Annotated in this window: 10 protein-coding genes; 4 read left to right on the top strand and 6 right to left on the bottom strand. The window is 37.8% G+C overall.

Going from position 1 to position 12,212, the window contains the following annotated elements; genetic code table 11:
* Positions 1-21: 21 nt before the first annotated feature.
* From flgE to fliK, 4 genes are all read right to left on the bottom strand, one after another.
* Entirely contained in the window at positions 22-2,577 is a 2,556-nt protein-coding gene (gene flgE, locus SDEL_RS11585) for a flagellar hook protein FlgE (RefSeq protein ID WP_012858047.1), read from the bottom strand.
* Positions 2,578-2,654: 77 nt separating this feature from the next.
* Positions 2,655-4,358 carry a flagellar hook-basal body complex protein gene (locus tag SDEL_RS11580; protein WP_012858046.1) on the bottom strand — a complete coding sequence of 568 codons (1,704 nt, stop codon included), beginning with the start codon at positions 4,356-4,358 and terminating at the stop codon, positions 2,655-2,657.
* 17 nt (positions 4,359-4,375) lie between these two features.
* Positions 4,376-5,065, bottom strand: a complete 690-nt coding sequence (locus SDEL_RS11575) for a FlgD immunoglobulin-like domain containing protein (RefSeq protein ID WP_012858045.1) — start codon at positions 5,063-5,065, stop codon at positions 4,376-4,378.
* Between the two features lie 30 nt (positions 5,066-5,095).
* On the bottom strand, positions 5,096-6,610 hold the full coding sequence (gene fliK / locus SDEL_RS11570; RefSeq protein ID WP_012858044.1) for a flagellar hook-length control protein FliK: 1,515 nt from the start codon (positions 6,608-6,610) through the stop codon (positions 5,096-5,098).
* A gap of 216 nt (positions 6,611-6,826) precedes the next feature.
* Between fliK and typA the strand changes: the two genes are divergently transcribed.
* The 4 genes from typA to SDEL_RS11550 all read left to right on the top strand — a co-directional run bounded on the left by typA (position 6,827) and on the right by SDEL_RS11550 (position 10,680).
* Positions 6,827-8,626 (top strand): translational GTPase TypA, encoded by a 1,800-nt coding sequence (gene typA / locus SDEL_RS11565; protein ID WP_012858043.1) that lies wholly within the window; start codon positions 6,827-6,829, stop codon positions 8,624-8,626.
* A gap of 69 nt (positions 8,627-8,695) precedes the next feature.
* The gene (locus tag SDEL_RS11560) at positions 8,696-9,253 is read left to right on the top strand and encodes a LemA family protein (protein ID WP_012858042.1); all 558 of its coding nucleotides are present in this window, start codon (positions 8,696-8,698) and stop codon (positions 9,251-9,253) included.
* A 9-nt stretch (positions 9,254-9,262) separates the two neighbouring features.
* Entirely contained in the window at positions 9,263-10,228 is a 966-nt protein-coding gene (locus SDEL_RS11555; protein WP_012858041.1) for a DUF3137 domain-containing protein, read from the top strand.
* Complete coding sequence (locus tag SDEL_RS11550; protein ID WP_012858040.1) at positions 10,228-10,680, top strand: flagellar basal body-associated FliL family protein; 453 nt, start codon at positions 10,228-10,230, stop codon at positions 10,678-10,680. Before SDEL_RS11555 ends, SDEL_RS11550 begins: the two co-directional genes overlap by 1 nt.
* Here SDEL_RS11550 and SDEL_RS11545 read toward each other — a convergent pair.
* On the bottom strand, positions 10,664-11,752 hold the full coding sequence (locus SDEL_RS11545) for an MFS transporter (protein WP_012858039.1): 1,089 nt from the start codon (positions 11,750-11,752) through the stop codon (positions 10,664-10,666). The two genes, SDEL_RS11550 and SDEL_RS11545, sit on opposite strands and share 17 nt — an antisense overlap.
* Positions 11,749-12,210 (bottom strand): RDD family protein, encoded by a 462-nt coding sequence (locus SDEL_RS11540; RefSeq protein WP_012858038.1) that lies wholly within the window; start codon positions 12,208-12,210, stop codon positions 11,749-11,751. The genes SDEL_RS11545 and SDEL_RS11540 overlap by 4 nt, the downstream gene beginning before the upstream one ends.
* Between the last annotated feature and the right edge of the window lie 2 nt (positions 12,211-12,212).

Below are 12,212 nucleotides of genomic sequence, written 5' to 3'. Positions count from 1 at the left end.
ATTACATGTAAGCTAAAAGTGCTATTTGAGTTGGAGCAGAGTATTGAGCATCTCATCTGCGGTAGTAATGGTTTTTGAGTTGGCTTGATAGCCTCTTTGAATCACAATAAGCTGTGTTAATGAGCGTGATAAATCCACATTACTCATTTCTAAAGAGCTGGATTGAACAGAACCTTTTCCACCTGTTCCTGCTTGTCCAAATACAGGGTCTCCAGAGTTAGAGGTTTGAATGTAACAGTTACCGCCATCGCTCTCTAATCCGCCATTATTGGTAAAAGTTGACATGGCAACTTGAGCTAAGGCAAAACTTCGACCGTTAGTAAAACTACCAATAATTGTTCCTGTTTCATCAACACTTAAACCTGATAAATCTCCACCTGTATAACCATCTTGATTAATATTGGTGGTACTAGAGTCTTTATCAAAACTGGTAATGCCATCAAGTTGTCCAACGGAACCAAAATTGAGTTGAACAATTTGGTTAGCGGTTGAACCATTATTGGCGGTATAGGTTAAGTTTCTTGGTGTATACGTTGCTAAAGAACCATCAGAATTAAATCGAATACTTCCTGTAACAACATTTTTTGGTTCTTCACCTAAATTAATATCGCCTGGTTCTGGAACGGTAACGGTTACAGACCATTCTGTACCTCCTGTTTCAGTAAAACCTGTTTTGGTGTACTGGAAACGAATGGTATGTTTAGAACCAAGTGAATCATAAATATCTGTACTGGAAGCTAAACTTGCCATATAGAGGCTTTGTGTACTTCGTGTGGCTGTACCACTTGTGAGTGTTCCTTGAATAGAGCTCATTGATGTTGTAAAACTGTCGTTGGTTGAAATATTATTTTTAGAATTTGTCAATCCAGTGACTGTTAAATAAAGCGATTGATCATCTTCTGTTAAAAAATTTGTTCCAATGATAAGACTTGTAGGTACGCCTGAAACATCCGCCATGGTTGAACCTTGTGGAATTGTTGATGTTACACTTAAAATATCACCTGCTGGAATAACATCACCACCTGTGTAAGTACCATTATTTGTAATAATAGAGCCTGTAAAAGTTGCAGGAAGGGTTATATCATCTTGAAAAACAGTATTGGCTGGGAAGGTAATTCCACCTTCTGCAAGTGAAGCATTAAGTTCAGCAGATGTACGAGTGTAAGATGTCAGTGTAGAATCCACAAAATCACCATCTTCACTGGTAAATGCATCCCCTGTCGGATTACTAATGACAAATTGTCCTGCATCATTAACGGTAACAGTAACACCATCGTTTGCATCAGGGGTATTAGCATCTCCTGTATAATTAACCCAAAGCCTTGCATCTGTTTGCATAGCATCTCTTAACTCTTCAGTGGTTCTAAAATTACGAACATCTGAATCATCATACGTATGGCTTGTATTGGTTGGAGAACTGCTGTAAGTATATTGATACGCTGTAATAATTTGAGTATCTACAAAACCTGTACTTGCACTTGTTGCGGTTGTATCTACATCCATTTTAATATTTTTTGTAGAGGCTTCAGTCCCCGTAGAGTTATCATTGCTTAAGACAATATAATTACCGCTTGTAATAGTTGCTGTAACACCTGTCACAGAAGTTTGAGCATTAATAAGTGCTGCAATTTGCGCAGCAACAACTTCATTTTTTTCAGTGGTTGTACTGTATGTTGAAGTGGAGATGCCTGTCGTTCCTGTTGTGATAGTGGTACCATTGATAGTCATGGTTAAATGTGTAACATCAGAAGCGTCTGCTTCAACTTCAATACGTTCTGTTTTTGCTTGAGCATAACTGATCCACGTTCCTTGTCCATCTGTTAAGCTTAATGCCTCACCATCTGAATCAAAAAGAACTCCAAAATCAACACCCCGTTCATAGACTTCTGTATTATTATTAAAAATAGTATCAGCGTTATCATCTTCGTTGTGCACTTCAGCTGCATCCATAATACCATCATTATCTGCATCCACCCAACCACTTTTTGAATCGAGTGAATAGATAGAAGTTTTATTGGTGCCAACACTGGTTCCTGAGTCTAAATTGGCTTTAATGGAAACAATAGAAGTTGCATTAGCAGGTGTTGTATAACCTGGAGTGATTAAAATATTTGAGATAGGTGATGTAGTATCAATTTGTCCCGTCTCTTGATCTCGTAACCATCCTTGAATAATATAACCGTTTGAATCAACAAAGTTACCATTGGCATCAAAACTAAAGTCACCATTTCGGGTATATTTGTAGGTGGTTCCTCCATCAGGAGAAACCACAAAAAAACCATCACCACTGATGGCAAGGTCGGTATCTTTATCGGTAGTTTCAATAGAACCTTGTTCAAAGATTTTTGTCACGGTACTAATTGTTGTTCCTAACCCAATTTGCATAGAGTTTTTACCACCAAGTTCACCCTGCGGTGCAGTAGCGATGGATACGGTTTGGCTTAGAAGGTTTGAAAAGTTTGCACGTGAATATTTATAACCTGTTGTATTGACGTTTGCAATGTTGTTAGACTCAACGTCCATCGCAATTTGATGTGCTTGTAATCCGGTAACGCCGGCCCATAGTGCTCTCATCATAGCGTATCCTTTGTCTCTCTTTTATAAAATTTATATGGAAGTAAAAGCAATTTTTATTCCATGTTACTGTTATGTTACTATGCCTTCATATTGATGGCATTTTTTAAAAGCTCATCGCTAGTGGTGATACTTTTAGCACTGGCATCAAACGCTTTTTGTACAATAATAAGTTCAGTTAAAGCCGTTGCAAGACTGACATTGCTCCCTTCGAGTTTATGGCTGTAAACTTTTGAGCCTAAAAAACTCTCACCACTTTCATCTGCATAAAAAAAAGCTTTACCACTGTTGGAGGATTCAGAGAAAAGGTTGGAAGATTCAGCCATGAGTCCTTGATCGTTTTGAAAATGATACACAGCTATTTTAGCCACAGAGGAGCTTTTACCATTGCTAAAACTGGCAATGACATTTCCATTGGTATCGACATCGTATCCTGTTAAAAAGCCCTCCAAAGTGCCATTTGAGCTTGAAGCATTGGCTTTGTCTATATTTGCATTTGAAACCATGCCATCGTATCCACCAACGGTACCTAAATTAAGCGTTAACGTTGTTCCACCATTATTGATGGTAGGAATGGTATTGCTGGCTAGTGAGCCATTGCCATTAAAGGTTAATGCTCCCGTTTGGGTATCGACAATTTCATAGACTTTATTGGCAGTTTTATCAATATAGTATTGTGTTGTATCGTAGGTTTTTGAAGTATCATACGTTTCATAAAAACTATAAATATTTACCACGGCATTCCATGTGGTTTCGGTTGAGGTTTGAGGTATCACTTTGGTAAAGGTCATATCTAAAATATCTTTGTCTCCATCAGGACCAATGATGCTCGTACTGAAATTTTCTTGTGTGGCTACTTCTTGTTCCGTTTGAAGTTTAGCAGATGTAAGAGTAAAGGCACTGCTTAAATCGTAAGCGCTAACATCATAGTCATTAATACTCCATTCTAAATTTTCATCTAATGTAGCCGTGAGTAGGAGTGTTTTACCCGAAGCGTCTTTGAGTGTTACATCGACAATATCCCCTTTTTGAGGAGTTTGTGTTGTTATGGTATTGGTAATAGTTCCATTAAGAGTGAGTGTTTTTGATGTCGTATCTGCAAGAACGCTAGAAGGATAATCAGCACTATTTAAATCCAATGTAACGGCATCTGTTGTAATCGTTGGATCCAAATTGGCGCTGTAAGAAGCTTCTGATGAGGCAACAGGTGGGTAATAAAGTGTCTTTGGTAAATTAACAATACCTTGACTTCCAATGGTTCCTAATCCAACATCATTGAGTTCGGTGATGGCATAAGGTGTCACTGAACTAGCTGTGCCATTGTTATAGTATTGACCAAATTTCGCTAAGGTATCAGCATCTAATGTCGTCGTTGCAATGTTATTGCCTAAGGTTGCTAAAAGGTAATTTCCATCACCATCCACTAAATTTCCCTCTGCATCTAAAGAAAAACTTCCTGCACGGGTATAATAGGTGTTGCCATCAGCGCCTTGTACCCCAAACCAACCTTCACTTCCAAGTGCCAAATCAAAAGTATTGTCCGTATTTTCTAAAATACCTTGTGACATGTCCAGTGCTGTATTAAAGCTTTGCGCCCCCATTCCAACACCATTAGAATAGCTGTTATACGTTCCTACTAAAATAGAGGAAAAAAGAGAAGAGACTTCAGGAGTGCTTCCTTTAAAACCATTGGTATTGACATTGGAAATATTATTGCCAATGACATCTATATAAAATTGGCTTGTTTTAATACCTGATACGCCATTGTATAAGGAGCTATTCATGGTTTATCCTTTCTCTTTTATGCTAGAGACTGATCATAAAATTCAAGAACTTCATCAATCGCATAGTAATAAGAACCCAATTTGACATAGGCTGCACCATCAACATACCTGACAGATTCAACAGGATAAGTTCCTGCTTGGGTTGTTTTTAAAGCACCGCTCGCATCGGTGTAAGAGACGGTGGCACTGTATGTTCCATCAGCAAGTTGTGTTCCGTCATTATCAACACCATCCCAATTAAAAGCGATAACACCACTTTTTCCTGCCACAGAATCACCAATATCAATGGTTTTAACGGTTTTGCCATTGGTATCTGTAATAGTCAGGGTTCCATCTTTAATTTCAGAAGGGAAATAGATTTCAAAATTAGATGTTTTGTTTTCAAGGGTAATGGCAGAACTTCCCAAACTTGCCATTTGACCAATAACGCCAATCGCACTAAAGTTGGTGTTAGCTGAAAGTTGATCTGAGAGCTCTTCAAGAGCTGCGGTGGTATTTTGAGAAGCTTCCAATGAAGAGAGCTGTGCGGTTTGTGTCAAGATTTTGTCGCTGTCCATTGGGTCAGTCGGGTCTTGATGTTCTAATTCTGTAAGGAGAAGTTGTAAAAAATCATCATTGCTGAGTGATGATTTGGTTGAACTTGTTGTTGAACTTGTCGTTGTATTTGTGGAAGAGCTTGTAATTAAATTTTCCCAACCTGTTGCCATGATAAATCCTTTGTATGTGTTTTGTTAATGTTAAACGTATTGAGGAATGACAATCTCTAAAAGGGTTGTTTCCTCTTCACTATTTTCGGTGGTATAACTCTGAAAGTCACCACTACTGTTATCTTGTTTTTGGTGTTGATGTGAGTGTTCACTTTGTCTTTGGTCGCTAAAATTCATCTCTAAATTGGTAAATCCCATATTGATTAAGGCATTTTTGACTTCGGCTTGATTTTGTGTAAAGAGTGACATGGTGGTTGCATTGGATGAAATATTTACATGTAAATTATTTCCACGTGTAAGCAGTGTTACATCGACTTCGCCTAAATTTTTAGGACTTAGAGCCAATTCGACCTTCATAATGGGTGGTTTATAGGCTTCAATTTTTTCCTGTAAATCAGTTGCAAATTGATTGAGACTCTCTTTGAGGGTCGCACTTTTTGTGTTTAGTTCTTGTTTAAAATTTGTTTTGATATCACTTTTATCGTGAATAAGCGTTTGTGTTTCCTCTAAAGTTGTTGTGCCATTTTCCTCATAGGAAGTGACTTGTTTTTGGCTTTTGAGGATCTCTTCTTCATTGCTCAGGGTATTTGTATCTTCAGTATGAACGGATTTTAAAAGATTTTCAAGGGGTTTGCTGTTTTCATTATTTTTAGGTTTAGTTTCAATTTCACTACGATTTGAGACTAAGGTAAAAGATTCATCATCTTTGTTTGTTTCGACGATGGAAGGTATGGCTGTTTTTTTCGTTTCATTGTGATGCAAAGCTTTTTGAGGCGTTGTTTCCAGAGAAGGTGTCGGTTGCTTTTCATTTACTATGAGCGTTGTTGTTTGAATCACACGTTTTTCTTCCAAAGAAGGTGTCTCTTTTGAGATTAATTCGCTTAAAATGGATGGAGTGGGTGTGGATTCATTTTTGGGTGTTTGTTGTTTATCTAAAAAACTCATAACATTAGTGGTTAGAGCCTTAGGAAGTTCTTTGGATTGGTTGTTTTGTACGTTGGTTAACGCCGTTTGTAGGTCTTCAAAAAAACCACTCTCTTTAAGCGTTGGAAATTTGGTTTGAAGGCTCTCTAAGCTCTCTTGCGTGATAGAAATTTTTTCCAGTCCTAACCCATATTTTTCTGAAAGGCTTACTAGATCACTTACGTTTTTAACTGCCGCAAACTCTTGACGTGTGGCTTCACTGGCTAAGAGTTTTTCAAGGGTTGGTGAGGCATTGAGTGTAGGAAAAGTGGTTTGAGTTGTCTCTTCTTGTAAGCTTTGAATAACGTTTAAAAGGTCTTCTAAAAGATGTTCATCAATGCTTTTAGCTTCTTCACTTAAGGGAGAAATTTGCGTTGAAGTCAGGGATAAGAGTGTATCGCTTTGTTCTGGTAAATCCACACTTTCTTCACGGGTTAATTGTCCCAAAATAAGTGAAAAGAAACTGTTTGCAAACGTGTCACCGCTGAGCTCATTGGTGCTTGAGACTACCGAATTATTCATAGCTGTACTAAAGCTTAATGGATTACTCTGCGTCTGAACAAAAGCGAGAATGTCTTGCATTGTAGTGCCTTCTTATTTTATGTGTAGCGATAAGACTACGTCAATAAAAAGCAATATTCATTCCATCTCTTTTTTAAGACGCCAAATGTCTTTACATGTAAGGATATTTTAAATTTAGTCAGAACGTGGTATAATGAAGCATAGTTACTTCTTCAAACCTACACCAATCACGTACGTTTTATTGAGATGTAAACCTTAAATTTCGAGGAGAATTTTTTGCAAGAGTTTAGAAATATTGCCGTGATCGCACACGTTGACCACGGAAAAACGACCCTAGTGGATGAGTTGCTAAAGCAATCAGGTACGTATAGCGCCCACCAAAAAGTAGAAGAAAGAGCGATGGACAGTAATGATTTGGAAAAAGAGCGTGGTATTACCATCCTTTCTAAAAATACAGCCATTCGTTACAAAGAGACTAAAATTAACATTATCGACACTCCAGGTCACGCCGATTTTGGTGGTGAGGTTGAGCGTGTTTTGAAAATGGTGGATGGCGTTTTATTGCTTGTTGATGCGCAAGAGGGTGTTATGCCCCAAACTAAATTTGTTGTTAAAAAGGCACTAAGCATTGGACTTTGCCCAATTATTGTGGTCAATAAAATCGACAAGCCTGCTGCTGATCCTGATCGTGTTATTGATGAGGTATTTGACCTTTTAGTAGCACTTGGTGCGAATGAGCAACAACTTGAATTCCCTATTATTTACGCCGCAGCACGTGATGGTTATGCCAAATACAGTATGGATGATGAGAACAAAAATCTTGAACCTCTTTTTGAGACGATTATCAAGCATGTTCCAGCGCCTTCTGGTAAAGCAGAAAATCCTCTTCAACTTCAAGTGTTTACCCTTGATTATGACAACTATGTGGGGAAAATTGGTATTGCACGTATTTTTAACGGTACGATTAAGAAAAACGAGACGGTTTTGCTTGCAAAAGCAGATGGTGAGCAAGTGCGTGGACGTATCTCTAAATTGATTGGTTTTCATGGTTTGGAGAGAATTGATATTAACGAAGCAGAAAGTGGCGATATTGTCGCAGTGGCTGGTTTTGAAACCCTTGATGTGGGTGATAGCTTAGTTGATCCTGCTAATCCAATGCCACTTGATCCATTGCACATTGAAGAGCCAACTCTCTCTGTTGTTTTTGGCGTTAATGATTCTCCTTTTGCAGGACTTGAGGGTAAGTATGTAACGTCAAATAAACTTGCAGAACGCCTTGAAGCTGAGATGAAGACGAACATTGCAATGCGATATGAGTCTGAGGGTGAGGGTAAATTTAAAGTTTCAGGACGAGGGGAGCTTCAAATCACCATTTTGGCTGAAAATATGAGACGTGAGGGTTTTGAGTTTTCACTTGGGCGCCCTGAGGTTATTGTTAAAGAAGAAAATGGCGTTAAAATGGAGCCATTTGAGCATTTAGTTATTGATGTACCTGATGAGTTTGCGGGTGCGGTTATTGAGAAATTAGGTCGTAAAAAAGCGGAAATGAAAGCGATGAACCCAACGGGTGATGGACAAACGAGAATTGAGTTTGAAATTCCTGCGCGTGGTTTGATTGGTTTTCGTGGACAGTTTTTGACCGATACCAAAGGTGAGGGTGTGATGAACCACTCTTTCTTAGAGTTCCGTCCTTTAAGTGGTGAAGTTGAACATCGTAAAAATGGCGCATTGATTTCTATGGAGACGGGTACAGCGATGGGTTACTCACTCTTTAGTTTACAAGAGCGTGGTATTTTATTTATTGATGTACAAGTTAAAGTCTATGCGGGTATGATTATTGGTGAGCATTCACGTCCGAACGATTTAGATGTTAACCCAATTAAGGGTAAACCACAAAGTAACGTAAGAAGTAGTGGAGCGGATGAAGCGATTAAGCTGGTTCCACCTCGAAAAATGAACCTTGAGTTAGCGCTTGAGTGGATTGAAAATGACGAATTGGTAGAGGTCACACCAACGAACATTCGTATTCGTAAAAAATACCTTGACCCAACTGTACGTAAACGTATGAGTCGTTAAAAGATTCTTTACATGTAAAAAGATTTTGCCATTTAAACGTGGCAAAATCTCTCAAATTTAGGGGTTATCATGCAGACACTTCTCATTGTTTTAGGTGTGATTCTTCTGGGTGTTATCTTTATGTATAACACGCTTATTTCTAAAACCAATCACGTTGAAAATATTTTTGCAGGGCTTGATGCGGTTTTAAAAAAACGCTACGACCTTCTTCCAAACCTCGTTGCGAGTGTCAAAGAGTATATGGTACATGAGCGTGAAACGCTCGAAAAAATAACCGCATTGCGTACTCAAGCACTTCAATACAATCTTTACAGTCATGAAAAAATCGCTTTAGATAAAGAGCTAAGTTCCATGCTAAATGGCTTAATGGTTGCGGTTGAAAACTATCCGGCGCTTAAAGCCAATGAAAACTTTTTACATCTGCAAGGTACTTTGCATGAGATTGAAGAACAGATTTCTGCGGCACGCCGTGCGTATAATCAAAGTGTGACCGATTATAACAATGCGATTGAGATGTTCCCTACGAATGTGATGGCAGGTTTTATGAAATTAAGACGCAAAGAAGTGTTTAATATTCCTTCGCAAGAGCGTCACAATGTCGATGTTAAAAACCTTTTTCAAAAGTAGCGTTGTCTTATGAAAAAACGTGCATCGATTGTGGATTATTACTACGAATCGATGTACCCTGAACTTCAAGTCTTAGAGCAAGACCGATTGGTCATTGTCTCAAAATTAAAAAAAGCCGCATTTTTTCTCTTTTGTTTAGCAATAGCAACCTATTTTTTCTTACGTTATCAATTCCATTTTATCTCTCTTGAGGCATTGGCACTCTCTTTCATGGGAGCGTTTATGCTTTTCATGTTTGTCTATCGTCACGAAAGTGCGGGATACAGTATGCTCTTTAAAGACCATGTGATTGAAAAAATCATCCATTTTTTAGATGCTTCTTTGGCATACTATAAACATCGTTATCTTTTAGAAGATGCTTATCAAAAGAGTGAGCTTTTTCTTGAACAGTATGACCGTTATAGCGGGAGTGATTTAATCGAAGGGGTGATTGAGGGCGTTAGCGTTCAGTTTTGCGATTTACATGTAGAAAAAAAGTATCGTACAAAAAATGGCAAAGAGGAGTGGAAGGATATCTTTTCAGGACTCTTTTTTGTAGCCGATTTTAATAAAAATTTTCAGACGAATGTGGTGGTTTTACCTGATCATGCAGAGCGTATGCTTGGGGTTTTAGGTTCATGGTTGCAAAGTATCAACCAGAGCAGGGGTGAACTCATCAAACTGGATGATAGTCTATTTGAGAGTTATTTTGTTGTTTATGGGAACGATCCTATTGAGAGTCGTTATATTTTGACGCACTCTTTGATGGAAAAAATCGTGCAGTTACGCCAAAAAAGTGGTAAAAATCTTTACCTCTCTTTCGTGGATTCTAAAATTTATATTGCCATAGAGTACAACAAAGCGCTTTTTGAGCCGATATTGTGGAAGTCCTTATTGAAATTCTCTTATATCAAAGAGTATGTGGAGCTTTTATCAATGATGATAGGCATTGTGAAGCATTTTAAATTGGATGAAAAACTTTGGAGTAAACGCTAATGTTTAACGAACGATTATTAAAGATTTCACTGGCTTTTATCGCAGTTTTGATTCTTCTTGGAATTTTTATGATTAATTATGCACTTAACGATGATGGTAAGCGATCTTCTTATGAGGGTGTTTCTAGTACTAAAAGTTCAAAAGGAAGCAGTAGTGCTAATGAAGTCAGTCTTGATACGATTTATATCAATATCAAGTCTCCAAAATTTAAGATTTTAAAGGCAGATATCGCCCTTGAAATGAGAAATGCTGAGAATAAAAAAGCGATTCAGTCTGATATGCAAAATGTACGTAACGCTGTTTTACGTTATTTAAATGAGATGGAAGCTAAAGGTTTAGAGACAAATGAAGGCAAAGAGCGTTTGAAAGAGGAGTTAAAAGAGTTTTTGAAAGAGAGTTTTGGTTATGAAGTTGAGCAAATTTATCTTAAAAATTTTATTCTCTCACCTTGAAAAAGAGCAAACTGATCAACGCCAGTAGTGCTACGGCACTAGCATACAAATAGAGATAACTTCCGTAAAAATAGCCTGCCAATAGTGCCCCCACAAATCCACCTAAACCAAAAGAGATACCATAATAAAATTGAGCAGCTAGCTTTTTATGAGTGTAAAGGGTGTATAAAAGAGAAAGTGCTGCCGTGTGATGAAGGGCAAAACTAAAGGCATGTAGAGATTGGGAGAAATAGGCGATAAAAAGAGAGGATGGAAAGGCAAAGAGTAAAAACCATCGAATAGCAGTACTTAAAACACTAAAGCGTACTAAATTTAAGAGCGTAAAACGCTTTAAAATAGGCGCTTGAAAATAAAAAAGCACAATCTCACAAATGACGCCAAATGCCCATAAATAACTGGTTGTTTCCAAACTAATATGATGGTCTGTCTCGTAAATAGTAAAAAAGTTATAAAACGCTCCAAAACTAACTTGCATCAGAAAAAGGGCTATCCAAAAAAAGCTTACATGTAAAAGGTTAAAAGGTTCATTTTCTTCTGAAGAAGGGGTGAAATTTGGGTTATTGTATGTGAGCCAAAACGCAAAAAATGCAGTCAATCCAATAGCAAAAAGAAGATAATGCAAGCCATTGGCATAATCATCTAAATGCCGCGCAAGAATAATAGCAATCAGCATAAAGCCTATTGAGCCAAAAAGGCGTGATTTACCGTAACGTTCTTTTTGCAGATGTTCCATCGCATAGGTTTCAATATAGGGTAAAATGAGTCCTAAACACGCACCAAGAAGCATATTGGGTAACATAAAAAAGTAAAAATTGTGGATGCTACTATAAAAGAGCAAAACAGCAATCATAGCACCTATCAGTGCTATATAAAAGGTTTTTTGTGTGAGTTTAAAATGTTTGAGAAAGAAAAAAGGGACAATAAAACGCATCAGTGGCGCAAGGGCAAAAATAATTCCAATTTGCAAAGCACTATAACCTAGCATCTGAAGAATTTTAGGCATAAAAATAACATAGACACCCGTGACAACAAAGTAGAAAAAGAAAAAGCTTGAGATTTTAAAAAAAATCATTTGCAAAAGGGTGCGGTACGGCTTAGAAGATCATACAAAGCTTGTTTATCTTTACGAAAAAGGGGTACGAGCAGCCCAAAAAGAGTAGCGGTAGTTATAACCATCACACTATAACGTAAAAGAATACGTTGCCATGAAGGTGTTTTGAGGGAAGAAAGCTCTTTAAGTTCTATTTCATAGGCTTTATACCCAGGTGTTTGTCCCTTGCGTACCAAAAAGAGGGTGCTCAGAACGCCATAAGAAAGTAAAATAAGCACCCACCCTTCAACCATGTGTTCTGCAAAGCCTTCTCGTGAACCAAAAACAAGGTAAAAAACAATGTATAAGATAGGCATCAAGAGCATAAAAGAGTCAACAATAAAGGCTTTTAAACGTCTGGAAAAGGGTGCAATGCGATAAAGAGGCGCTTTGTTTGGCATCTCTTTTTTAATGCCTTTTTTGCTCTCTCTCCATCGCATAG

The organism is Sulfurospirillum deleyianum DSM 6946, assembly GCF_000024885.1.
GTDB lineage: Bacteria > Campylobacterota > Campylobacteria > Campylobacterales > Sulfurospirillaceae > Sulfurospirillum > Sulfurospirillum deleyianum.
Note: the sequence above shows the minus strand (reverse complement) of the source record. Positions and strands in the feature narration are given on the sequence as shown.